Source organism: Sphingomonas naasensis, assembly GCF_004792695.1.
Lineage (GTDB): Bacteria > Pseudomonadota > Alphaproteobacteria > Sphingomonadales > Sphingomonadaceae > Sphingomonas > Sphingomonas naasensis.
The window spans coordinates 287744-310475 of record NZ_SRXU01000006.1; the positions used below are offsets into that span (position 1 = coordinate 287744).

Annotated in this window: 28 protein-coding genes and 1 tRNA gene; 13 read left to right on the forward strand and 16 right to left on the reverse strand. The window is 69.6% G+C overall.

Annotated features, from left to right (window positions below; translation table 11 throughout):
• Window positions 1-63: 63 nt before the first annotated feature.
• The 12 genes from E5A74_RS14995 to E5A74_RS15050 are packed head-to-tail and all read right to left on the reverse strand — an operon-like array spanning window position 64 to window position 10844.
• A complete protein-coding gene (locus E5A74_RS14995) occupies window positions 64-711 on the reverse strand; it encodes a hypothetical protein (RefSeq protein ID WP_135986370.1) in 648 nt (215 codons plus the stop codon).
• Window positions 708-1163 carry a hypothetical protein gene (locus E5A74_RS15000; RefSeq protein WP_135986372.1) on the reverse strand — a complete coding sequence of 152 codons (456 nt, stop codon included), beginning with the start codon at window positions 1161-1163 and terminating at the stop codon, window positions 708-710. Before E5A74_RS15000 ends, E5A74_RS14995 begins: the two co-directional genes overlap by 4 nt.
• Complete coding sequence (locus tag E5A74_RS15005; RefSeq protein ID WP_135986374.1) at window positions 1163-2488, reverse strand: FliI/YscN family ATPase; 1326 nt, start codon at window positions 2486-2488, stop codon at window positions 1163-1165. The genes E5A74_RS15000 and E5A74_RS15005 overlap by 1 nt, the downstream gene beginning before the upstream one ends.
• Window positions 2481-3089, reverse strand: a complete 609-nt coding sequence (locus E5A74_RS15010; protein ID WP_135986376.1) for a FliH/SctL family protein — start codon at window positions 3087-3089, stop codon at window positions 2481-2483. Before E5A74_RS15010 ends, E5A74_RS15005 begins: the two co-directional genes overlap by 8 nt.
• Window positions 3086-3607 (reverse strand): hypothetical protein, encoded by a 522-nt coding sequence (locus E5A74_RS15015; RefSeq protein WP_135986378.1) that lies wholly within the window; start codon window positions 3605-3607, stop codon window positions 3086-3088. The genes E5A74_RS15010 and E5A74_RS15015 overlap by 4 nt, the downstream gene beginning before the upstream one ends.
• Window positions 3604-4353: a type III secretion system inner membrane ring lipoprotein SctJ gene (sctJ, locus tag E5A74_RS15020; protein ID WP_135986380.1), complete on the reverse strand. Its 750-nt coding sequence runs from the start codon at window positions 4351-4353 to the stop codon at window positions 3604-3606. The genes E5A74_RS15015 and sctJ overlap by 4 nt, the downstream gene beginning before the upstream one ends.
• A gap of 30 nt (window positions 4354-4383) precedes the next feature.
• Complete coding sequence (locus E5A74_RS15025; protein ID WP_135986382.1) at window positions 4384-4776, reverse strand: hypothetical protein; 393 nt, start codon at window positions 4774-4776, stop codon at window positions 4384-4386.
• A gap of 11 nt (window positions 4777-4787) precedes the next feature.
• A complete protein-coding gene (locus tag E5A74_RS15030) occupies window positions 4788-5099 on the reverse strand; it encodes a hypothetical protein (RefSeq protein ID WP_025494913.1) in 312 nt (103 codons plus the stop codon).
• 28 nt (window positions 5100-5127) lie between these two features.
• Window positions 5128-6246: a hypothetical protein gene (locus E5A74_RS15035; protein WP_135986384.1), complete on the reverse strand. Its 1119-nt coding sequence runs from the start codon at window positions 6244-6246 to the stop codon at window positions 5128-5130.
• Window positions 6243-8114: a type III secretion system outer membrane ring subunit SctC gene (sctC, locus tag E5A74_RS15040; RefSeq protein ID WP_135986386.1), complete on the reverse strand. Its 1872-nt coding sequence runs from the start codon at window positions 8112-8114 to the stop codon at window positions 6243-6245. Before sctC ends, E5A74_RS15035 begins: the two co-directional genes overlap by 4 nt.
• Before the next feature lie 14 nt (window positions 8115-8128).
• Window positions 8129-10120, reverse strand: coding sequence for a flagellar biosynthesis protein FlhA (locus tag E5A74_RS15045; RefSeq protein WP_135986388.1), 1992 nt, complete (start codon window positions 10118-10120; stop codon window positions 8129-8131).
• Between the two features lie 7 nt (window positions 10121-10127).
• A complete protein-coding gene (locus E5A74_RS15050) occupies window positions 10128-10844 on the reverse strand; it encodes a lytic transglycosylase domain-containing protein (RefSeq protein WP_166745793.1) in 717 nt (238 codons plus the stop codon).
• Window positions 10845-11331: 487 nt separating this feature from the next.
• On the opposite strand from E5A74_RS15050, the gene E5A74_RS15055 reads away from it, so the two are divergent.
• The 7 genes from E5A74_RS15055 to E5A74_RS15085 are packed head-to-tail and all read left to right on the forward strand — an operon-like array spanning window position 11332 to window position 15886.
• Window positions 11332-12489: an EscU/YscU/HrcU family type III secretion system export apparatus switch protein gene (locus tag E5A74_RS15055; protein ID WP_135986392.1), complete on the forward strand. Its 1158-nt coding sequence runs from the start codon at window positions 11332-11334 to the stop codon at window positions 12487-12489.
• Window positions 12489-12815: a FliO/MopB family protein gene (locus E5A74_RS15060; protein ID WP_135986394.1), complete on the forward strand. Its 327-nt coding sequence runs from the start codon at window positions 12489-12491 to the stop codon at window positions 12813-12815. Before E5A74_RS15055 ends, E5A74_RS15060 begins: the two co-directional genes overlap by 1 nt.
• Window positions 12812-13804, forward strand: coding sequence for a FliM/FliN family flagellar motor switch protein (locus E5A74_RS15065; protein ID WP_135986396.1), 993 nt, complete (start codon window positions 12812-12814; stop codon window positions 13802-13804). Before E5A74_RS15060 ends, E5A74_RS15065 begins: the two co-directional genes overlap by 4 nt.
• Window positions 13804-14466: a type III secretion system export apparatus subunit SctR gene (gene sctR, locus E5A74_RS15070; RefSeq protein ID WP_135986398.1), complete on the forward strand. Its 663-nt coding sequence runs from the start codon at window positions 13804-13806 to the stop codon at window positions 14464-14466. Before E5A74_RS15065 ends, sctR begins: the two co-directional genes overlap by 1 nt.
• A 12-nt stretch (window positions 14467-14478) precedes the next feature.
• Window positions 14479-14748 (forward strand): type III secretion system export apparatus subunit SctS, encoded by a 270-nt coding sequence (gene sctS / locus E5A74_RS15075; RefSeq protein ID WP_135986400.1) that lies wholly within the window; start codon window positions 14479-14481, stop codon window positions 14746-14748.
• On the forward strand, window positions 14745-15521 hold the full coding sequence (gene sctT / locus E5A74_RS15080; RefSeq protein ID WP_240699828.1) for a type III secretion system export apparatus subunit SctT: 777 nt from the start codon (window positions 14745-14747) through the stop codon (window positions 15519-15521). The genes sctS and sctT overlap by 4 nt, the downstream gene beginning before the upstream one ends.
• A gap of 26 nt (window positions 15522-15547) precedes the next feature.
• Window positions 15548-15886 (forward strand): helix-turn-helix domain-containing protein, encoded by a 339-nt coding sequence (locus E5A74_RS15085; RefSeq protein ID WP_135986402.1) that lies wholly within the window; start codon window positions 15548-15550, stop codon window positions 15884-15886.
• A gap of 10 nt (window positions 15887-15896) precedes the next feature.
• On the opposite strand, the gene E5A74_RS15090 is transcribed toward E5A74_RS15085, so the two are convergent.
• Window positions 15897-16613: a DUF6683 family protein gene (locus tag E5A74_RS15090; RefSeq protein WP_135986404.1), complete on the reverse strand. Its 717-nt coding sequence runs from the start codon at window positions 16611-16613 to the stop codon at window positions 15897-15899.
• Window positions 16614-16717: 104 nt separating this feature from the next.
• The gene (locus tag E5A74_RS15095) at window positions 16718-17344 is read right to left on the reverse strand and encodes a hypothetical protein (RefSeq protein ID WP_135986406.1); all 627 of its coding nucleotides are present in this window, start codon (window positions 17342-17344) and stop codon (window positions 16718-16720) included.
• 250 nt (window positions 17345-17594) lie between these two features.
• Between E5A74_RS15095 and E5A74_RS15100 the strand changes: the two genes are divergently transcribed.
• From E5A74_RS15100 to E5A74_RS15125, 6 genes are all read left to right on the forward strand, one after another.
• Complete coding sequence (locus E5A74_RS15100; RefSeq protein ID WP_135986409.1) at window positions 17595-17834, forward strand: hypothetical protein; 240 nt, start codon at window positions 17595-17597, stop codon at window positions 17832-17834.
• Window positions 17834-18685: a DUF6683 family protein gene (locus E5A74_RS15105; protein WP_135986411.1), complete on the forward strand. Its 852-nt coding sequence runs from the start codon at window positions 17834-17836 to the stop codon at window positions 18683-18685. The genes E5A74_RS15100 and E5A74_RS15105 overlap by 1 nt, the downstream gene beginning before the upstream one ends.
• A gap of 88 nt (window positions 18686-18773) precedes the next feature.
• Window positions 18774-19295, forward strand: coding sequence for a hypothetical protein (locus tag E5A74_RS15110; protein ID WP_135986413.1), 522 nt, complete (start codon window positions 18774-18776; stop codon window positions 19293-19295).
• Between the two features lie 60 nt (window positions 19296-19355).
• On the forward strand, window positions 19356-20204 hold the full coding sequence (locus E5A74_RS15115) for a hypothetical protein (RefSeq protein ID WP_135986415.1): 849 nt from the start codon (window positions 19356-19358) through the stop codon (window positions 20202-20204).
• 76 nt (window positions 20205-20280) lie between these two features.
• Window positions 20281-21621 carry a phage tail tip lysozyme gene (locus E5A74_RS15120; RefSeq protein ID WP_135986417.1) on the forward strand — a complete coding sequence of 447 codons (1341 nt, stop codon included), beginning with the start codon at window positions 20281-20283 and terminating at the stop codon, window positions 21619-21621.
• A gap of 38 nt (window positions 21622-21659) precedes the next feature.
• Complete coding sequence (locus E5A74_RS15125) at window positions 21660-22016, forward strand: hypothetical protein (protein WP_135986419.1); 357 nt, start codon at window positions 21660-21662, stop codon at window positions 22014-22016.
• A 3-nt stretch (window positions 22017-22019) separates the two neighbouring features.
• Here E5A74_RS15125 and E5A74_RS15130 read toward each other — a convergent pair whose 3' ends face one another.
• Window positions 22020-22370 (reverse strand): helix-turn-helix domain-containing protein, encoded by a 351-nt coding sequence (locus E5A74_RS15130; protein ID WP_135986421.1) that lies wholly within the window; start codon window positions 22368-22370, stop codon window positions 22020-22022.
• 192 nt (window positions 22371-22562) lie between these two features.
• Window positions 22563-22639: transfer RNA gene (locus tag E5A74_RS15135), tRNA-Pro, on the reverse strand.
• Window positions 22640-22732: the final 93 nt, after the last annotated feature.

The window sequence follows — 22732 nt, forward strand, 5'->3', positions numbered from 1 at the left end:
GTTCTTGCATATGCAGGAGATGGGCCCCCGCTTTCGCGGGGGTGACGGTCTCATTTCGCGAGGTCAGGCCGTCTCCATCGACAAGCTTCCCAGCGCCACGCCCGCATCGCGCAGCTGCGCCTCGAGCTGGCGCAGCGTGGCGTCATAGGGCGGCGCGCCGTCTCCCACGAGCAGCGCGACGTCGAGCGTTCCCGCGGCATTGCGCACCAGACGCGCGCCGGTGGCGGGCCAGGCGCGGTCGCCGAAGGTCACGGTGACTTCCTTCGCACCCTTGCCATTCTCGCGCGTCCAGAGATCGGCGAGCAGCTGGGCGAACGCGCTAGGATCGACATGCGCCGCGGGCATCGCCGGCATCCCCATGGGTTGCGCCTGCGCCTGGCCGGTGAAGCCGAACAGTCCGTCCTGCCGCTCGCGCGCCTCGCGCTCCTGCTTCAGGCTCGCCTCGCGATAGTCGCCGAGCGCCGCGCGTTCCTGCACCGGCACCTCGCCGCGCCGCTCGGGCTGGGCGAGCCCCTTGCCGAGCTTGGGCTGCGCGAGACCGCCGGCTGGTTCCTTGCCCGGCTGCTCCTTGCCAAGCAGCTTCACGCGCGCGGCGCCGAACGCGTCCTTCATCGCGCGGACGTCGTCGGGCTGGGGCTGGGCGCGCCCGTCGATCGGGCCCTGCCGCAGCTGGCGGACGGGCTGCGCCTCGGATGAGCGGACGCTGGTCATGATCGCTTCCTTGCCTCGAGTGTGTCGAGCGCGGCACGCTCCTCGTGCCGCCGCTCCCAGTGCCGCGCCGCCTGCCCGGCATGCTCGGCGAGCCGATCGTGCCGGGCGCGCGCGACGATCATTGCCTTGCGCCGTTCGGCCTCGGCGTCGCCGCACAGCCGCTCGGCCTCGCGTGCGTCGTTGAGCGCGCTGCGCGCCACCGAGCGCCGGAAATGGCTCGAATCGACCACAGCGAGCAGCCGCTCGGCTTCGGCCGGATCGGTCGCGAGATCGGCGCGCGCCGCCGCCATCGCGGCGTCGGCGGCCATGGCGCCGGCATCGGCGGCCGCAGTCTCGCGCTCGGCTGCCAGCGTCGCGGCGCGGGCTTCGGCCAACGCGACCGCCGCGCTCTGCATCCGGACCGCACGCAGCCGCACCAGCGCCCTCGCCTGGCGTTGCTGCTCGCGCGCCATCAGCCCGCCACTCCGCGCAGCAGCATCAGCGAGGTGTGGAAATCCTCGGCGCGATTGGCGTCCTGCCGCAACAGGCTGTCGATCTCGGGCTTCGCCGCGATCGCGCGATCGGCGAGCGGATCGGCGCCGGCGCGATATTCGCCGACCTGGACGAGGAACTCGATCTCGGCATGTTTGGCGAGCAGCGCGCGCACCCGCGTCGCCGCGTCGCGATGCGCCGGATCGGCGAGCCGCGGGAACAACCGGCTCAGGCTGCCGAGCACATCGATCGCCGGATAATGGCCCGCCGCGCCGAGCTTGCGCGAGAGCACGACATGCCCGTCGAGGATCGAGCGAACTTCCTCGCCGATCGGATCGTCGCCTTCCTCGTCCTCGATCAGCACGGTGTAGATGCCGGTGATCGATCCGACCGCATCGTTGCCGGCGCGCTCGAACAGCCGCGGCAGTTCGGCGAAGACCGAAGGGGGGAAGCCGCGCCGCACCGGCGGCTCGCCGGCCGCCAGCCCGATCTCGCGCAGCGCGCGGGCGAAGCGCGTCACCGAATCCATCAGCAGCAGCACGTTGCGGCCCTCGCTGCGGAACCCCTCGGCGATCGCGGTGGCATGATGCGCCGCGCGCACCCGCTCCATCGCGGCGCGGTCCGAAGTAGCGCAGACGATCACCGAGCGCGCCAGCCCCGTCTCGCCCAGCGCGTCCTCGATGAACTCGCGCACTTCGCGGCCACGCTCGCCAATCAGCGCGATGACGATGACATCGGCCTCGGCGAAGCGCGCGAGCATGCCGAGCAGAGTCGATTTGCCGCCGCCCGCCATCGCGAACACGCCGAGCCGCTGACCCTGCCCGACGGTGAGCAGCGTATCGATCGCGCGTACCCCGGTGTGCAGCGGCGTGTTGATCAGCGCACGCTCCATCGGCTGCGGCGCCGGGGCGTGGAGCGGACGGCGGTGGAGTCCGGCGGGAAGCTCACCCTTGCCGTCGATCGGCCGGCCGCGCCCGTCGAGCACGCGGCCGAGCAGCCCCTCGCCCCAGGGCACCAGTTCCTCGCCGCTGCGCACGATCACCTCGGCATCGACCGAGAGACCGCGCACATCGGCGAGCGGGGTCAGGATCGTCGCATTGCCCGCGATGCCGACCACCTCGACCGGCACCACCCGCCCGGTCGACGGCTCGACCACTTCGCAGGCATCGCCGACGCGCGGCGCGATCCCGGTGACCTTGAGCGTGGTGCCGAGCACTTCGACCAGCCGGCCGCGCCGCTCGACGGTCGGGCTGCGCTGGAGCCCGGCGAGCAGCTGGTCGACGGTGTTGGCGGGCCCCTCAGTCATCGAGCGCCTCGCCCCACATCCGCGCGATCTGCGCGAGCTGGGTGTCGAGCCCGGCATGGGTGCGGCCGAGCGCGGTCTCGATCACGCAATCCTGCCCGGAAAGCGCCGGGTCGGCCTCGACGCTGAGTCCCGCACGGCCATCGAGCCGCGCGCGCACCGCCGCCACGGCGTCCGGCGCGACGCGCACCACCCCGACGCTGTCGGGCGCGAGCTGCGCCGCGGCGCGCTCGGCCAGCCCCGCCACCACCGCGCCGTCGTCGAGCACACCGGCGATCCGGCGCACGACCTCGACCGCCAGCCGCGCGACGTCCTTCTGCCGCGCGCGCTGGAGCTCGCCGTCGCGCAGCGCGATGCGGAACAGCTCGGCGCGCCGCTCGTCCTCGGCCGCGGCGAGCCCTTCCGCGCGCCCGGCGGCGAAACCCTCGGCGCGTGCTGCCTCGCGCGCGGCGGCGATCGCCGCGTCCGCCCCGCTGCGCAGCGCGCCCGCCTCGGCGAGCAGCGCCATCGCATCCTGCATCCGGCCGACATCGGCGGCGGGCACCAGCGGATCATCGGCGAGCGCGGTCGCCAGCCGGTCGGCGTGGAGGACGAGGAAGGTCATGCGCGCATCGCCGCATCGACCGCCGCGCCGACCAAGGCATCGAGCGTCTCGCGCGGGCACGACAAAGCGAGATGATCGGCGCGCCACGGCAGATAACCGCGGAGCGGCATCGGCAATTGCTCGCGCAGCAGCGAGAAGCCGTAGATCTCGAGCGCGTCGGGCGCGAGCCGGCGCGCCGGGGCCGCGGGCAGGCCCGGGCTGGTCGCGATCGCCCAGTCGAGCAGATCCTCGCCGGCAACCTCGGCGAGCCCGCCGAGCCACGCCCCGTCGATCGATCCCGCCAGCGCGTCGCCCATCCAGAGCAGCGCGACGCGCAGCGCGAGCCGGCGCTGCGCCGCGGCGGGAAGCCGCAGCCAAGGCGGCGCGCTCGGCAGATCGGTGAAGCACGCCACCGGATCGTCGCACCCGCCCAGATGCCGCAGCAGCAGCGCCGCCCGGCGCTCGCCGGGGCCGCCCTCGACCGCGACGAGATCGTTGCCGATCGCCGCCAGCGTCGCGCGTTGCTCGGACGCCCTCATGCGCTGCCCTCCCGCCGCGCCACCGCCGCGCGGCGCTGTTGCCAGCGTCGCAGGCCCGGATAGCCGAGCGCCGCGACGAGCAGCAGCAGCCCGGCGATGCCGAGACCGATCAGATTGGCGTTGAGCGCGGTCCCGCCGTCCTTGGGCGCCACCGTCGGCAGCGGCTGGGCGGGGAAGGTCTCGACCGAGACATTCTCGTATTTGAGGCCCTGCACCGAATTGACGATCAGCGCCTTCACCTTGCCGATCTGGGTGTCGATATTGGTGCCCGGCCGATATTTGATGAACACCGATGCCGAAGCGGGCTGGCCGGTCTCGGCGAGCGGCTGGGTGTCGGGCAGCACCAGATGGACGCGCGCTTGCACCACCCCGTCGATCTCCGAGATGGTGTGCGACAGTTCCTGACTCATGCCATAGACCAGCCGCGCCTTCTCCTCGGTGGGCGAGGAGACCAGCCCCTCGCGCTTGAACACCGTCCCCAGCGAGGCGAATTCCTCGCGGGGATAGCCCTGGGAGTGGAGCACTTCGACCGCGCGGCTGAAATCGCCCTTCTCGGTCAGCAGCATCCAGCCTTCTTCGCCTTTCGCCTGCTTGGTGGCGCCGATCCCGGCGCTCTGCAGCACCGCGATCATCTCGTTGGCCTGCGCCTCGGTCAGCTTCGAATAGAGCTCGGCCCGCCCGCACGCGGCGAGCAGCAGGCAGAGCCCGATCAGGGCCGGGCGCAGCTTTCGGGCAAGATCGCCCATCTCAGTTCTCCACGCCTGCCGCCACAGGCGTCACGATTGCTGCCGGAACAGCTGCTGGATGCCGTCCGAGGTGCGGTTGGCGATGTTCGAGGTCAGCTGGCAGTGGAACATGAACTCGTGGCACTTCATCGTCAGGTCGACGACTTCGCCCGGGGTCATCTCCGATCCGCTCGCCTGCGCGGCCTTCGCATATTCGGACACGCTCTTGGCCTCGCCGTTGACGCGCTCGATCTGCGAGAACATCGCCTGCATCGCCGGGCCGAGCGCGTCGGCGCCGCCGACTCCCCCCGAACCCATCGCCGAAAGCGAGCCCTGGAAGCTGGTGACGTCGGCGGTCGAGGCTGCCGGCCCCGCCTGAACGATGTCCGGCGAGGGCGCGAAGGCGGAACTCGCCATGGCCCCCGCAATGGCTTCGATCGACATGATCGCCTCCGTCAGTTCTTGCGGGCCATGGTCTCGAGCGCCTTGCCGACGCTGTCGATCGAGCTCGACGAGCTATTGGCCATGAACGACATCCGCATCGATTCGGCGGTGAGCTTGACGATCTGCGAGGGATTGTCGCTGCCGTTGTTGCCGACTTCGTTCGACATCGCCTCGATCCGGGTCGCCTGCTTGTCGAGCGTCTGGCCCCAGCTGTCGGCGAGCGCCTCGAACCAGGTGCCGGGCGCCGAGCCCTTGTTCATCTTGTTGCCGGTCAGCGGCGAAAGCGAGATGTTGGTAAGCCCGGTGGTGATCGTGTTCGACATGACTCTACTCCTTCACTCACACTAAAATTCAGAACTTCAACTGCGTCTCCCGGCCGTTCTTCTCGAAGAACACCGTGTCGCCGGTGATGGTGATGAGGCGGTGGCCGCTCGGCATGATCGCGCCGGCGAAATAGCGCGCGCCGTCGACCGTCTGGATAAAGGCGGGGTCGCCGGTGACGACGGTCGACACCTTGCGCGTCGCGTCGGCCACCGTGCGCAGCGGCGTGTCGTCACGCGGCGGCAGATCGTCGCGGAAGACCAGCCGGCCCAATTGCTTCACATCGGTGCGGATCGCCTGGGCGAGCTTGAGCCGCTGATCGCTGTTGAGCCGGGTCACGCGCAGCTCGACGCCGGTGCGCGAGATCGGCTTGCCCATCGCCTGCAGCCCGTGGATGCGCGCGACATCGGCTGCGGCCTGGGCGAGCTCGGCGCTGGTCTGGACGTTGACCGCGGCGTCGATGCCGTGATCGCGCAGCACCTCCTGCGCCTTGAGGCGCTCGGCGTCGTTCGACACCACCCCGCTGACGATCACCGCGCCGGTCGCCGGATCGTTGGCGGTGGTCAGCGGCGCCAGCCCGGCGCCGTCGAGGACATGGTCGGCGCGGGTCGCGGCGTCGCCGCGCAGCCCGAGCGCGTCCATCGTCGGCACCGCCACCGCCGCGCCGGCGACCAGCGTCGCCACCGCGCCGAGCGCGATCGCGCGCTTGCGGGTGAACCAGCCGCTGACATGCTCGCCTGCCTTGCCGAGCATCGCGAAGGCCTCGTCCTGCGGCGATGGCGGAGGGAGCGACGGCGCGGGGGAGCTGTCGGCAATGTCGCTCGCCTCCGCCCAGCGGCCGCTCGCCGGGTCGCCCCAGGCAAGCGCGACGCCGCCGATCGAGAAAGGCACATAAGCGGGCAGGATGGCGGTCTGCCCTTCGCCGATATGCGAGCCGAGCAGCAAAGCCTCGCCGGTCAGCACCGTGATCCGCGCACCGGTTTCGCCATCGACCTGCAGGTCGATCGCGACGCCCTTGGTGGCCGGGTCGCGGATGACGACGTCCTGCCAGAATTGATGCCCGATCGACACGGTTCCGCTCGTCGGCAATGGCTTCTCGGTGCCGGCGAGCCGGCCGTTGAGCACGCGAAGAACGGACGGCGAAGTCATTGCGTCTGGCGCTCCCCTGCCTTGGCGGGCACCGGGATCCGCGCGGGCTGCGTACCTTCGGGGATCGGCGCCGCGGACGCCGCCATCGGCGCGCGCGAGGCGAGCGGGACGAGCCGCGGCGTGATCAGGAACAGCCGCTCGGTATGGCCCTTCTGCTTGGTCCGGAACTTGAACAGCTCGCCGAGCAGCGGGATGTCGCCGAGCAGTGGCACCTTGGTCTCGTCGTTGATGTCGGCGTCGATCGTCATGCCGCCGAGCAACAGGCTCTCGCCGTCGAGCACCATGCCTTGCGTCGCCACGCTGGCGCGATCGACCACGGGGATGTTCTCCACCATCGAATCGGGGCTGATGCTGCCGTCCTCGATATTGACGAGCATGCGGATGCGGGTCTGGTCGTGATCGCGGAAGACGTGCGGATTGACGCGCAGCACGGTGCCGGCGGTGACGTTGAACAGATCGACTTCCTCGCGCCCGGCGACGCGGACGTAGAAGGTCCGGGTGCGATCGAACACCGCCTCGACATTGGACAGCGTCATCACCTGCGGCCGCGAGACGATGCGCGCGGCGCCCTTGTTCTCGAGCGCGGTGACCCGGCCGAGGAACTCGCGCTGGCTGCCGATGATCGTCGAGATCGTCCCGCCGGCGCCCGAAGGGGTGATGTTGCTGACATTGTCGCGGCGGTTCAGCCCCGGCACCGGCAGCAGCCGCGTGTCGCTATCGGCATTGCCGCTGCCGAACAGCGCGCCGAAGCCGCCGCTGCCGAAGCGCCAGTTGATCCCGAGCTTGCGCAGCCGATCGACGTTGATGTCGATGATCGTCGCCTCGACCTCGACGATCTGCGGCTCGACGTCGAGCGCGCGGATCAGCGAATCATAAGCGGCCATCCGTTCGGGCACGTCGCGGACGATGATCGCGTTGAGATACGCGCTCGGCTCGATCCGCACCACGTCCGCGGTCAGCGGCGCGGCGAGCCCGCCACCGTCGCCGCCGCCGAGGATCTCGGTCGCGGCATAGGCGCCGCCCTGCGCCGCGTCGGGAGCGACCGAATCGAGCCCCTGCCCCCGCAATCGCGGCTGGCTCTGCCGCACCATCCGCGCGCCGAGAATCGGGGCGTTGGCGCTGCCGCCCGGCTTCTGGTCGAGCACGAGATTCTGCAGGATCGTCGCGAGCCCCGGCACGCGCGTCTCGCGCCCGCCCGCGGTGATCAGCGTGTCCTCGGCGCGGGCATAGCGCAGATAGAAGACGCGGAACTCGACCGGCTGTGCCGGCATCGCGCGCGGCGCGTCGTAATAGCCGCGGCCCCCGCCACCGCCGGGATAGGCGCCGCCGGGCGCGGCGGGCCCGCTATCCGCGACGCCTTCGCCGCGCGCCATCGCCGCGACCTGCTCGAGAAAGCGCGGCGTGCCGCTGACCACCAGCCCGTCGGTGGTGACGCGCAGCATGTTGCGGCGATCGGGCAGCCGCTGCGCCCGCGCCTGGCGCGCCACGCGATCGGCGGCGGCGCGGCCGAGCTGGAGGTTCTGCACGCCCAGCTCGGTCGGCGCGTACACGTAGAGCGCGGCGCCGTCATAATAGGAGATCAGATTGAAGGCCTTGGCGATGTCGCCATAGATCTTCTCGACGGTGCCGTTGAACACACCGTTGACCGTGCCGGTCAGCCGCGCGCTCGGCACCACCGGCCGGCCGGCGCGGCCGAACAGATCGCGCAGGAACGCCGCGATCGGCTGGTCGCGCGCGACGATCGAGACCTGGTTGCCCTGGGGGGCCGCCTGTGCGGCGGCCGGTGTCTGCGCGCTGGCGGCGAACGGCACCGGCAACGCGGCGGCAACGGCCATGAACAGCATCGACGAGTTCTGGTTCAGCTTCAATCAGCCCTCCGTTTTCATTCGGCCGCAGCGAGCGCGACTTGTGGTTCTTCCGCCAATGCCCCTGGCGGCAGTCCGATCTGGCCGACCATCTCGACGGAAATGGTCGGCGAAAGTTCGTTGAAGGCGAGCACCGGCAACTCGAACAAATCGGGCTCGATCAGCTTGCGGATCGAGCGGCGGACCTCGAACGACGTTACCAGCGCGTTGGCGCCGGTCTCCGCCGCGGTCCGGCCGATCGTCGCAACCAGCTCGCGCGCGACCTCGGGCTTGACCGCGAGCCGCTCGACTCCGTCGACCAGCCGCGTCGCCTCGCGCACCAGCGTCTCGAGCTCGGGCGTGACCACCAGCGCGCGGATGCCGCCGCCCTGCGCGACGGCGTCGAGCAGATAGCGTTTGAGCGAAATGCGGGTCTGATCGGCGATCCGGGCGATCTCGCGCTCCTGGCTCGCCGCCTCGGTGAGGCCTTCGAGCACGTCGCGCATGTTGCGCAGCGGCACCTCCTCCTCGGCGAGCCGGCGGAGCACCTCGGCGATCCGCGCCGCGGGCACCGCGCGCACGGCTTCCTTGACCACTTCGGGATAGTCGTCGCCGATGCGGTTGAGCAGCCCGACCGCCTCCTGCACGCCGAGGAAGCGCGGCAAATTGCGGCGGATCAGCGCCTCGACGCCCGCCACCACCGTCTCGGCATCGCTGCCTTCGCCGGCGCCGATCGACAGCTCGAAGGCAAGCAGCCGCCATGCGCGCGGTCCTTCGGGCGCGAGGAAATGGATCGCCAGCCGGGGCAGCGGCACGCCACTGCGATATTGCAGCCGCTCGAGCATCGCGGTGAGCTCGGCGGAGAGCGCGGCCTCTTCGTCGACCGGCGGCTGCGGACCCGAAATCTGAAGCAGCAGCGGCACCACCGGGCGCGGTGCCTCGGGCTCGGCGAGCAGAGTCACCGCGCGCGGTGCCTCGCGCCCGCCGGTGAGCAATTTGCGCATCGGCCCCGAGTGGCGGACCATGTGCGGCTTGAGCCGCGGATGCATCGCCGCGCCCGACACGAGCGAGACGAAGCCGAGCCCGATGAACACCGCGACGGGGAAGCCCGGGATCAGCGCCATCAGGAAGCAGATCCCGCCCACCGCGAGCAGCACGCGCGGATTGGCGACGAGCTGGCGGTGCATCGCCTGACCGAGATTGGCGTCGTTCTCCTCGTCGGTCGAGCGGGTGACCATCAGGCCCGCCGCCATCGCGCCGAGCAGTGCCGGGATCTGCGCGACCAGCCCCTCGCCGATCGTCAGGATCGAATATTTGGAGGTCGCCGCGCCGATCTCCATGCCCTGCTGCATCACCCCGATGGCGAGGCCGCCGATCAGATTGACGATGACGATCACGACCGAGGCGATCGCATCGCCCTTCACGAACTTCATCGCGCCGTCGAGGCTGCCGTGGAGCTTGCTCTCGAGCTCGAGCGTGCGGCGGCGGCGGCGCGCCTCGTCCTTGTCGATCAGGCCCGAGCGCAGATCGCTGTCGATCGACAGCTGCTTGCCCGGCATCGAATCGAGACTGAACCGCGCCGCGACCTCGGCGACGCGCTCGGCGCCCTTGGCGATGACGATGAACTGGACGATCGTGATGATCAGGAACACGACCAGCCCGACGACGATGTTGCCGCCCGCGACCATCGATCCGAAGGTCTGGATGATGTGCCCGGCATGGCCCTCGACGAGGATCATCCGGGTGGTGGCGATCGACAGCGCCAGCCGGAACAGCGTCGAGACGAGCAGGATCGACGGGAAGGACGAGAAGTCGAGCGGGCCGCGGATGTAGAGCGTGGTGAGCAGCAGCATCACGCCGAAGGTGATGTTCACTCCCACCAGCATGTCGATGATCAGCGTCGGCAGCGGCAGGATCATCAGCCCGACGATCGCGATCACGCCGACGATCAGGAACAGATCGGCGACGCGCGCCGAGAGCGGCAGGGGCTTTGCCGCGTTGCTGCTGGCGAGATACCGCTCGACGCTCATGCCGGCCTCAGCGCGCCGCGCCGCGTTGCGAGGCCTGGTAGCGGCCCACGACCTTGCGGACATAGTCCTGCGTCTCGCGATACCGCGGCACGCGGCGGCCCGATTTGATCACTGCGCCCGGCCCGGCATTGTACGCCGCGACTACCAGGGTCACGTCGTTTCCGAGTTGGCTCTGGAGCTGTTTGAGATATTTGGCGCCGGTGTGCATCGCGAGGACCGGATCGTCGAGCAGCGCGCGCGGATCGCGCACGCCGAGCCCCCGCGCCGTCGCCGGCATCACCTGCATCAGCCCCAACGCGCCCTTGTTCGACACCGCGCGCTGGCGCCCGGCGGACTCGGCATTGACCATCGAGGCGAGCAGATGCGGGTTGATCCGGTAGCGATAGGCTACAGAAGTGATCAATGCGTCATTGGCCCCGCCGCCGCTCCGGGCGCGCACCGCGCGCGTCGCCGCGACGAGCCGCTTCTGGAAGCCCGGCATGCTCACGCTCACCGAACTGCGCTCGGGCAGCATCTCGGGTTCGGGCGGCGCCTCGAACCGGGGTTGCGATTGGGGTTCGGACGCCTGCGGCCCACAGAACCGCAACGCCTCGACATAACGCGTACCGATCGCCGCGGCATCGCAATTGCCCGCCTGCGCGGGAACTGCCGCCACGGTCGCGCTTCCGAACAACACCAGCTTCAACGCGAAGCCGGGCAACGGAGCGGAGCCGAAAAAGCGCATACACGATCCTCCCTGCAAGCCCCGGGCAAGGGGCGTTGCTGACGATCGTTTGGTTCGCATGGGTCCTGCGATCCGGACTTTCATCCGGCCAGTAAAAACTACGACGATCGTTCGTCGCAGGACACCCCCCCGTTTCGTCAAGTCATCGCGGATTTGGACCGACCCACCCCGGCCAAATGGCGCTTCACCGTACCGCAAACATTCGTGTCGGCAACGAAACAGTCGGCAGAATGCCGTCGCGATTTAAGTGATTCGGGTAGATTTAATTACCAAATTACTTCGCTTTAGTGACCGCTTTGCACATGCTTCGTGAGTTGACCGACCTTAAGGCTTCTGGGAAAATGTGCCCGTTTGGTACGCAACAGGGTCCTGCGGTCCAACCTGAAAACCTTGCCGCCGCGTGCCTTCGGGCGCGGTGGCCGGGCGCATCCGGCGCTCTCCTCTCGTCCAGCGTTCGGGCGAGGCATGCGTATTGCCGGAGGTGCGTTTGGCCGAGAAGAACAACGGCGGCGACAAGACAGAGAAGCCGACGCCCAAGCGGCTGGCCGACGCGCGCAAGAAAGGCGATGTCGCCAAGTCGCGCGACGTCACCGCCGTCGCGACCTTGTTCGTCTGGCTGATCGTGCTGCTGTTCGGCGCGGGCTATGCCGGCAACCAGGTCATCGCGCTGTTCGACGACGGCTTCGTGCTGATCGGCGGCAATGCCCCCTTCGCCACCGCGCTCTCGCAGCTCGGCCGCAGCGCGCTCTGGGCGTTGCTCGGCATCACCGCGATCGCCCTGCTCCCCGCCGCGATCACCGGCGTGCTCGCCGAATTCCTCCAGGCCGGGGGCGTGTTCACCACCGAGAAGATGAAGCCCACGCTCGACAAGCTCAATCCGGCCGAGGGCTTCAAGCGCATGTTCAGCATGGACAACCTCGTCGAGCTCGCCAAGACGCTCGCCAAGGCGGCGCTGATCGTCTTCGTCGTCTGGCTGGTGCTGCGCGGCTCGCTCGCCGAGATCATCGAGCGCACCGGTCCGGTGCTGCTCCCCGTCGCCGAGACCGACGGCCGCTCGGCCGCCGCCTCGGTCCTGCTCTTCACCGGCGGGCTCGTCCGCACGGCGTTGCTCTGGACCTTCGGCGCCTTCCTGCTCGTCGCCGTGCTCGACATGGCGTGGCAGAAGCACAGCTACACCAAGAAGCTGCGGATGAGCATGCGCGACATCCGCGAGGAGCATAAGGAGAATGAGGGCAACCCCCTCATCAAGTCGAGCCGCCGTCAGCTCCACGAGGAATGGGCGAGCCAGAACGCCGTCGGCGCGGTCCGCGACGCGAACGTGCTCGTCGTCAACCCGACTCACATCGCCATCGCGCTCGCCTATGATCCGGAGAGCTGCCCGGTCCCGATGATGACCGCCAAGGGCGAAGGCCCGCTCGCCGCGGCGATGCGCGCGGCGGCCGAGGAGGCGGGCATTCCGATCATCCGCCACGTCCAGGTGGCGCGCAAACTCTATGAGGACGGCGCCCCCGACGAGCTCATCCCGCGCGACATGTTCGATGCGATCGCCCAGATCATCCTCTGGGCGAAGCGCGTCCGCGACGGCCAGCCCGCCCCCGATCTCACCGAACCCGAACTGATGGACACGAACAGGGGGTCGCATTGATGGATTCGACGATCGGCACGGCGCTTTCCAGCCTGCTCGGCATGATCATCGCGCTGGCGGTGGTGCTGGGGCTCGCCTGGATCAGCCTGCGCGCGCTGCGCCGCTGGCAGGATCGCGGGCTGGGCGGCCGCGAGAACGGTGCCGAGCGCCAGCTGCGCTTCGTGCGGGCGTTGCCGGTCGGCCAGCGCGAGCGGCTAGTGCTGATCGAGGCGGAAGGCGAGCTGATGCTGATCGGGGTCTCCGGCGGCGCGATCTCGCTGCTCCGCAACTGGGGGGCGCCCGAGGCCGAGATCGCGGTGCCGCCGGCGCCGGAGCCGGCGCGATGAACGCGCCCCCGGAGCAGCTTCGCACGCGCCTGCCGGCGATCGACCAGAACCGCGCCCAGCTCCAGACCATGCTGATCGGCGCGCTCAACCGCCGGCTGATCGGCGGCCTCCAGACCGGGGTGCGCCTCGCCACCGAGCGCGATCGCCGCGCCGCGATCGCGTGGATCCAGTTCCGCAGCGGCGGCCATCTCGTCCAGATCGCGCCGCTGCTCGTCGACGGCACGCTCGCGCGCGTCTCGGGCGCGCAGGGCAGCGTCGATGCCGCGGCCGCGGCCGCCACGCTCGGCCGGATCGAGCCGCTGCTCGGCGCGCTCGAGCTGGTGCTCGGCTGCGAGCTCCAGCCCGCCGGACTGCACAAGAGCTATGCCGGCGACCCGGTGCTGCTGCGCCTCGACGCGACGAGCGGCCAGGGCGTGATCCAGCACCGGCTGCTGCTCGCGATCCCACCCGAAATGGCGGTCGAGCCGCTCGCCGAGATCGAGCTCGCCGCGACCGCGATCGGCGGGCTCCGGCTGCGCTGGACGGCGCGCTTCGACGGTCCGCAGGTGCGCGCCGCGGGCCTCGCCGGGCTTGCGCGCGGCGATCTGCTTTTGCTCGGAACCGGCGCGCCGGTCGCGAAGTTGTCATTGCCGGGTCGCAACGACGCGCCACGCGCGCGAATCGCCTTCAACGATGGGATGCTCGTTTTGCAGGATGATGTTGCGATGGAGGGATCGCAGGAGGCGTCCGTGCCTGTCTCCCCCGCCGGTGACCCCGGCTGGGCCGATGTGCGGATTCCGACGACGATCGAGATCATTGGCGCGGGAATGACCGCCGCCGAGCTGGCGACGCTCGGCAAGGGCAGCGTGCTGCCGCTCCCCGCCGCCGGCGGAACCTTGCCGGTGCGCGTGATCGCCGGCGAGCAATGCGTCGCCGAGGGCGAGATCGTCGCGGTTGGCGAAGGCTTCGGCGTGCTGATCACCGGAGTCGCTGCCGACGGGGACGCCTGATGGAACTTTCGAGCTTCACGCCCGGCTCGGCGCTGGTCGTCGTCGTCGCGCTCGCGCTGGCGCCTTTCTTCGCGGTGATGGTCACTTCGTTCACCAAGATCGTCGTGACGCTGAGCCTGCTGCGCAACGCGCTCGGGCTGCAGCAGGTGCCGCCCAACATCGTGCTCAACGGCCTCGCGCTGATCCTGACGCTCTACGTCATGTACCCGGTCGGCCAGCAGATGCAGGACCGGATCGCGGCGCAGCAGAGCGATGGCAGCGTCTTGCAATCGACCGCCTCGATCTCGACTGCGATCGATGTCGGCAAGGAGCCGCTGCGCGAGTTCCTGATCAAGCACAGCGACGCGAATGAGCGCGCCTTCTTCCTGCGCACTGCGCAGCGCGTCGGCGATCCGGCCCATGCCCGCGAGATGACCGATCGCGATCTGATCATCGTCATCCCCGCCTTCGTGGTGAAGGAACTGAGCCTCGCCTTCCAGATCGGCTTCCTGATCTTCTTGCCCTTCCTCGTCATCGATCTGGTCATCTCGAACATATTGCTCGCGATGGGGATGATGATGCTGTCGCCGACGACGATATCGCTGCCGTTCAAGCTGCTGCTTTTCGTGCTCGTCGACGGCTGGGTGAAATTGAGCCACGGATTGGTGCTGTCCTATGCCTGAGGACGAACGGCCATGAACGGCGACTTCGTCAGCCTCACCAACGACGCGCTGTGGCTGGTGCTGATCCTGTCGGCGCCGCCGATCATCGTCGCGTCGGTGGCGGGGCTGCTGGTCGCGATCGTGCAGGCGGCGACCCAGATCCAGGAACAGACGCTGCAATATACCGCAAAGTTCTTCGCGATCGTGCTCACCCTGTTCGTCACCGCATCACTGATCGGCGCGTCGCTCTATCGCTACAGCGACCGCATCTTCAGCGAATTTCCGGCGATGATCCGGCGGTGACCGGCTGGAGCGATCCGATGCTCCTGCTCGCCGTCGCGACCGCGCGGATCGCGGTGGCGTTCATGCTGATGCCGATCTTCTCGCCCGATCTGATCCCCGCGATGGTGCGCAATTCGATCCTCGTGTCGCTCGGCATCATCTCTTTGTCGCTCCAGCCGACGCTCGACGTGTCGATGCTCGGCCCCGGCCAATGGGCGACGATGTTCGCCAAGGAAGTGTTCGTCGGGCTGCTGATCGGCTTCTTCTTCGGCTCGGTGCTTTGGGCGCTCGAGGCGGCGGGGCAGATCATCGACACCAAGGTCGGCGCGACGATGGCGCAGATCGTCGATCCGCTCTCGGGCCACCAGACCTCGCTCAACGGTGCCTTTCTCGCCCGGCTGGCGGGGATCGTCTTCATCTTCTCGGGCGGGCTCTCGCTGCTCGTCCATGTGCTGATGGAGAGCTATGCGCTGTGGCCGGTGGCGGCGCCGATGCCGACGCTCGACGCGCGCGGGCTGGGGCTGTTCGAGCGCGAGTTCGGCCGGCTGATGGTGCTCGCCACCCTGTTCGCCGCGCCGGTGCTGACCGTGCTGTTCCTGATCGATCTGGGGCTCGGGCTGATCAACCGCTTCGCCCAGCAATTGAACGTCTTCACGCTGTCGATGTCGATCAAGGCGTTCGCCGCGACCGCGATCATCCTGCTGCTCGTCGGCTCTTTCGTCGAGGCGATCACCCGCGACATCCTCAGCCGCCCCGACACGATCCTCGGGCTGCTCCGGGGGCTGGTCCATTGAATGCCGCCGCCCCCGCCCCGCAGCCGATGACCGAGGAAGAGCGCCTCGCCGCGATCGCCGAGCTGCTGCGCAAGGCCGATGCGATGCCGGGCGCGCCCGAGCGAGTCGCGCTGGGCGAGCATATGATCGAGGCGGCGCGCGTGCCCAGGCGCCACCGCGAGGCGCTGCTCCGGCTGACCCCGACCGAGATCACCTGCATCCGATTCCTCGGCTGGGGCCGCTCGAACGGCGACATCGCCACCTTGCTGCTGATGGCGGAGAACACCGTGCGGGTGCATCTGTCCAATGTCGCGCGCAAGCTCGAGCTCGACGGCATGCGCGAGCTCGCAGCGCTGGCGGGGCTGCTCTTCTACCCGTCGGATTGAGGCGCGGGCCTCAGCTCAGGCCGTTGGGCCCGAGCTGCATTTTCGTCACGTCGAAGCCGAACGCGGCGCGCGACCCCTTGGCGATCGCCGCCTTGATCGACGGCATCGCCGAAGGCTGCTTCTGCGCCGCCTGCACCGCCTGATCGACCAGCACCGCCTGGACCAGCATCGATTCGGCGATTTCCTGCTTCAGCGCATCGCTGGCATTGGCGAAGCCCGGCGTGGTGCTGATCGCGCGCGCCATCTGCGCGCTGACCGCCTTGTAATCGGCGGGCTTGCTGTCGACCGAGCCGCGCACGCCGTAATAGGCGGCGACCAGATACATCGCCATCGCATCGGCGACATTGTTGGGGTTGAGCCCGACCGGTCGCATCACCCCGCCGACTTCGGCGACGACGTCGCGGCGCGCGAAGGTGCGCTGCAGATCCGCGGCGCCCTTCGGATCGACCTTGCTGAGCCGGGCGACGAACCCCTGCATGTTGCGCTGGCGCACCGCGGTGCTCGGCCGATAGGTGATCGCGGCGTGATTGACCGCCGCCGATCGCGGCGCGCGCGCCATCGAGCGGAACACGCTGCTGGTGCTCGCCCGCGCGTTCTCCGACTGGGTGCTGCCGCCCTGCGACAGGGTGTTGGTCAGCATGCCCATGTTGAAGACGCCCTGCGCCGCGGCACCGCCCGGCGCGAGCATCGCCGCTGCGGGAAGGCAGAGCAGAACACGAAGCAGCATCTTTCGCATGACTTTACTCCGGTTGTTTCAGGTTTCGGAGAGTGCAACGCACAAAGGGGCCGGCGGAGCCAGCCCCTTTGCTTTGAGACGTGGCGGGAAAGGGATCAGCCCTTGCGCGCCGAGTTGGCGAGGCCTTCGCCGATCGTCTTGATCGCGTTGGTGGTGGCGTTCATCAGGATGCCGAATTCCTGCGACTTGGCACCGAATTTCGCGGTGAGCGACGGCGTCTTGTCGGTGATCTGATCGGCCATCTTCGACATTTCCGCGGCCTGCTTGTCGAGCTTCTTGCCGAGCGCCTCGGCCAGCGCCATCAGCCAGCTCTGGCCGCTGGTGCCCTTGGCACCCTTGCCACCGGCGCGCGCCGCCTTGGCGTCTTCGCCGTCGGCCATGCCCGAGACCATCTTGTTGACGGCGTCTTCCATCTCGCGAGTGGCATCGCCCTGCTCCGCGGGCGAAGCGTTGAAGGCTTCGGCGAAGCCGCCGATCGCTTCCTGCAGATTCTGGCGGACGCCGGCCTTGTCGCCCATCGAGGCGCAGAACGCGCCCTGCGCCATGTCGATCGTCGACTGCGGCAGGCCGAGCTTCTCGCCGAGCTGCTGGATGACTTGCTGGCCGATCGCCGACATCAGGGTGCGCGCGGCGAGCGAAGCCCAGCCGGCAGGGCCCATGGCGAGCTGCGCGATCGAAAGCGGATTGGTAGCGATGCCGCCGAGCGAACTGAGAATCGACATAATCTTCCTCCTGGTTCGTGAGCCCTCGGGCCCGGATCATGTGCCGGTCGGCCGCCGGGCCACCGTCGATGACCATAAGACACCAAAGCGGGCGCCCCCGCGCTCTGCGTTTCGACTAGATCACCTAGTCAAACCGACTAGTCGGCCGGGCGGCGGCGCGGCGATCCGGCGGGTAGTCGGAGCGATTATGGAACTTGCGCGGCCGCGGGGAGATATTGGGCTGTTGAATCACGGGATGAGGAGCGCCCGCGTGTCGATATCGGTTGGAGTGTCCGTGGGCGGCGCGAAGGCGCGCGGAGTCGACGCCGAGATCGCCAGCCCGCGCGAGCGTCAGACCGACGACGCCTGCGCCGCGCAGGATGCGGCGACCGAAAGCCTGTCGCAGGGGCTGGCGCGGCACCATAGTCCCGCGCTCGACGCCGACGGCCCGCTCGATCGGCTGGCCCAGCAGCCCAGCCCGCTCGATCGCCTCGGCAAGACCGCGCGCTAGTGGCGGCGCGAAACCGCGCGATCGGCCTGATCGCCCCCTTGCTGATCGGCGGTGCGACACCCGCCGCGGCGCAGGAAGGCGTCGACTGGAGCGGGCTGATGATGGGCATCGCCCATGGCACCGCGATGGACGAGGCCGCGCAGGAATCGGTGACGAAGGATCGCCGCGTCGAGGCATCGAAGCCGCGCCCAACCGCGAGCCTGCGCTTCACGCCCTCGCTCGAGCGGCGGCGCGCCAATTATGCGCGCTTCGTCGCGAAGGCGCGGGCGCGCGATCCGCAGGGCGCCGCGTCGCTCGAAAAGGATCTCGCGGCCAACGATCTCATCGCGAGAGCCGCCCCCGAGCTCGCCCGCTATGGCTTTCGCATCGATCATGTCGGCGATGCCTATGCGGCGTGGTGGCTCAACGCCTGGCTCGCCGCGCGCCAGCGCACCGACACGCCACCGCTGCGGCAGATCGCCGCGGTGCGCGCGCAGGCCGCCGAGGCGATGGCCGCGATCCCGGAGATCGCCAATGCCGGCGACGCCGCGAAACAGGAAATGGCCGAGGCCAATCTGCTCCAGTCGCTGCTGATCGGCGCGTCGCTCGAACATGCCAAGGACGATCCGGCCCAATTGCAACGCATCGCGGCGGCGGTACGTCAGGGCGCGCGTGCCGCGGGCCTCGACCTCGACACGATGGACCTCACCGATCAGGGCTTCGTGCCGCGCCGCACCGGCGCGATCGAGGATCCCGCAGTCCCGGCGACCGGCGGCGTCGCGCTCTATGCCGTCGCTGCGATCGCCGCGGCGGCACTGGGCGGCGGCGTGTGGCTCGCACGCGGGCGTTCGGGCAGGGGAAGACCGGGCTAGTCGTTGCGATTATGGCGCGCGCGGCCGCCAATCGCCATCTGGTTCGGGAACATGGCGCGAGCCATGCCCAGATTTTTGGATCAGGATCATGACGAGCATCGATCGCATCTCCGGGCTCTCGCCCCTTTCGCCCACCAACGCCGCGTCGACCGACGCGCGCGGCGCGGCGATCGAGACGATGGGCGAGATCGGCCACCGCGTGCTCGCCTGGGTCGACGCCGCGAGCCGCGGCGCCAACAACAATGGGGGCAGCGGCGCGCAGGCATGGAGCCAGACCGCCGGCAGTGGCAGCGGCTTCGCGCCCGACATGGGCGAGCTCGCCCGCCGCGGCGACGTCTATGGCCTTGGCGAGCTGACCAGCGATCTTTCGGCGCGCTTCGGCGCCAGCCCCGCGCAGGAAGGTGCGCTGCGTCGCGCGATCGACGATTTCACTCGCGCGGCGGTGATCCAGATCGCCGGCCTTTCGGGCGCGAGCGGCGACCAGCAGGTCAGCGGCGTCCGCGCCGCGCTCGACGGCGCCGCGCGCGCCGATGCCCCGGCCGGGCTCGACGGCGTCATCGCCCGCTTCGAGGCGGCGACCGCCGATCTTTCCGCGCAAAATCGCGGTTGAGGCGGAACTCCGCGCGGCCTCGCGCGTGCTAGCCGCACGATCCATTCGGGAGGGTAATCGATGCACCGGCCGCTGATGCTGCTCGTTCCCATTGCGCTCGCCATCGGCGGCGCGGCGCATGCCGCCGATCAGAAAGCCACCGTCGTCTCCGCGGGCAGCGAGCAGGCGATCCGCCTCGGCAAGACCGTGATCTCGCGCCCCTTCGGCGCCGAGCTGGTCGATCGGCTCTCGGTGGTCGGCAGCTATTCGATCAAGGGCGCCCGGCTCCATTTGATTCGCGGCAGCGGCGGCGCGCAATGCCCGGCACGCTATGCCGTGATCGTCACCCGCCCCGGCGAGGAGCCGCGGATCGGCCAGAGCTTCGGCACCTGCAGCACGGCGGCGCAGCCCCGGCTGCGGCGCGGCGAGTTTAGCGTGGCGATGCCCGCCACCGCCGCGGGCGGACCGCTCGTCCGCTTCCACTACGCCAATGGCCGCATGCACTCGGCCGCGCCCGCGCTCACCCAGGGCGCCGGAACGATGGCGCCGGCACAGACGACCATGGCATCGCCGTGCAAGTCGGCCAACGCCGTAACCGCCGCCGATCAGGCGCGGGCGCTCGACGCGTTCGAGCGCGATTGGCCCAAGGCGTATCGCCGCACCGGCACGCTCAAAAAGGTGACCCTTGGCCCAGGCGAGATGCGGCGCCTGACCGCCGATCTCGCCTGCATGGCGAGCTGGCCGGCGGGCGAGCGCCGCGTTCCCGAGCTGGCGACGCCGCTGTTCCGCAGCAAGCAGCATCGCGACGCCGCGTTCGCGGCGCTCGAATCGATCCAGCACGATCCTGCGACCGACGCCAACCTCAAGGCCGTGGCGCGCAGCTTCTCCGCCGAGATGCGCTACCGCATCGCGCTCGATCCCCCGCTCTAAGCGTTCCGATTAGCGACCCGCCTGCACCCTGCCGCTATCAGGCTGAACCAGCACAGCTTCCGGCGGAGTAAGGGCCATGACGGGCGTTTCTTCGGTTCAGCAGAGCCAGACCAGCACCAGCGCGGGCGGTGGCGGCGATCGCGGCTATTTCGTCAAGACCGGCGACACGATGAGCGCCATCGCGCGCGAGAAAGGCGTCTCGCTCTCGGCGCTGATCAAGGCCAACCCGCAGATCGTCCATCCCGATCTGATCCGTCCCGGCCAGCATCTCAACATCCCCGCCGGCGGCAGCGCCGGCGAAGCCCCGGGCGAATACACGATCAAGCCCGGCGACACGCTCTCCGCCATCGCCGCGCAGTTCGGCACGACGTGGCAGGCGCTGGCGCAGGCCAACAACATCTCGAATCCGAACCTGATCTTCCCCAACCGCACGCTGACCATTCCCAACGGGACCGGCGGCACCGGGGGAACCGGCGGCGTCGGCGGCGGCGGTCCGGTCGGCGGCGCTGCGGGCAGCGGATCGAGCGATGTCGCGGCGATCGCCGAGAAATATCTCGGCCAGAACGCCTCGTCGCTCAAGGGCAACCGCAACGACAATCTGCCGATGAACGCGGGCGTGCCCTCGAACATCTGCTGCGCCAATTTCGTCTCGGCGGTGCTCACCGAGGCGGGCAAGCTCCCCGCCAATCTCCACACCGATTCGGTCGCGCAGCTCAACACGACGTTGCGCGCGCGCGGCTGGACGCCCGTCCCCGCGTCCGAGGCCAAGCCCGGCGACGTGGTGATCATCCAGGGCGGCGGCGTCTCGCACACCGAGATCGTCTCGGGTCCCGGCCAGATGATCGGCTCGAACAATGTCAATGCCGACGGCACCCAGCGGATCTCGCACAACAATCTCAGCTGGGCGCTCAGCCATGGCGCGGTGATTCTGCGCGCGCCCGGCGGTAGCGGCGGCGGCGAGACGCAGGGCACCCAGACCGGCGGCGTGGTCCCCACCGGCCAGGGCGGCCAGCAGGCGCGGATCGATCAGGCGATCAGCTATTTCCAGAGCCAGGGCTGGAGCCGCGCCCAGGCGATCGGCATCGTCGCCAACCTCGATGCCGAGAGCAACATGGACGCCGGCATCCGCCAGCATGGCGGGGGTCCCGGCTATGGCCTCGCGCAGTGGGAAGGCCCGCGCCAGCGCGACTTCGCCGCCTGGGCCGGCCACGACATCCATGGCTCGTCCTTCGCCGAGCAGCTCCGCTTCGTGCAGTACGAGCTGACCCACAGCGAGGCCGGTGCCGGCCGCGCCCTGCGCGGCGCCACCGATGCGCGCTCGGCCGCCGAGATCGTCACCCGGCTCTACGAGCGCCCGGCCGATACCGCCGGCGAGGCGGTCCGCCGCGGCAATCACGCCGCCGAAATGGCGCGTTGATCGGGGAACGGCGCGTCATGCGCGGCGTTCGAGGCGGCATGCGAATTGCCATCCTTCCGACTCTCGCCGCAGCGGCGCTGCTCCCCGGCGCCGCCACCGCGCAAGGCACGGCCGCACGCGAGACGGTGCGCTGCGCGTTCAACGACGGTCCCGAACGCGCCTGCGTGTTCACCGATCAGGCAGGCCGCGGCGGGGCGCATCGCATGACCTTCACCGGCCCGGGAATTCGGGTTACCTTCGTGGGGCGCGCCAATAGCGGCTGGTGGTCGGGCCAGCTCAACGGCCGCCCGGCAATGGGCTTCGAGCGCAACCGCGGTAACGTCGTCTACAGCACCACCGATCTCGGCACGCGCTTCGCCTGGTGGTATCCGCGCAACGCGCACGGCACCTACTGAAGCTCAGCTCCCGCCGAACAGCTTCGCCGGCGCGCCATAGCGCTGTGGCCAATCCTCCCACGCGACATCGCTCGGCCCGATCGCCTTCGCCACCACTTCCCAGCCGCCGGGCCGATGCCGCAGCAGCGCGGCATAGGTGCGCGAGACCATGCCCTGCTTCGCGGCCTCGGCGAGCGGCGTTCCGGCGAAGTCCAGCGGCCGGCCATCGGCCTCCTGCATCGTGGCGAGCAGAAACGCCCAGTCGCCGTCGCGGTTGAGCCGGTCGACCCGGAATTTCGGTTCCTTGCCCAATTCGGCACGCATCGGCGCGCGCGCCGCATCGAGTAATGCCGCACGTTCGTTCTGATCGGTCATAGGATTCGCTCCCGCGAGGGCGACCATGGCCACCGCGACGATCCCCGGTTCGAACATGCTGGCTCACCCCTGTCGCTGCTGTCCCAAAACGGAAGGCGCGGCGCTCGGGTTCCGTGCAAGGCGCGCGCACGCGACAAAGCGAGCGCCGGCACCCGGGGTGCCGGCGGATCGCGTTGAAGTCTTTGGAAAGACTGGTCGGGGCGACAGGATTCGAACCTGCGACCCCCACACCCCCAGTGTGATGCGCTACCAGGCTGCGCTACGCCCCGACCAAGGGTGCGCCCTCTATTCCGGTCCGGCGCGGGATGCAAGGCACTGTGACAATAGTTGCGCCGCTTTCTGTCGCATGTTAGCGCGCGCCG